Source organism: Pseudoalteromonas sp. S3178, assembly GCF_005886985.1.
Lineage (GTDB): Bacteria > Pseudomonadota > Gammaproteobacteria > Enterobacterales > Alteromonadaceae > Pseudoalteromonas > Pseudoalteromonas carrageenovora.
Map to the genome: position 1 here is coordinate 1 of NZ_PNCW01000462.1, position 219 is coordinate 219.

The 219-nt window shown below is 42.5% G+C and carries 1 pseudogene; it reads right to left on the minus strand.

From position 1 onward, the window contains the following. Positions 1 to 219, minus strand: a pseudogene (locus CWC11_RS21755) (oxygen-independent coproporphyrinogen III oxidase); the annotation flags it as partial.

A 219-nucleotide genomic window follows, 5' to 3' on the forward strand; every position in this document is an offset into this window, starting at 1 on the left:
GGTTTTTTAAGTTTACGTTGCGCAGCAAATCGCTCTGGTAAATGCGCATAGTTAAAAACCGAGACACGATCAGGACTCAGGGCAATGAGTTGCTTGATGCTGTCAGCAAAGCTTTCAGGTGTTTGATGAGGTAAACCATAAATCATATCAGTATTAATTGACGCGAAACCGAGTTCACGCGCTTGACGAACTAAGGTAATTACACCATCAACATGCTGT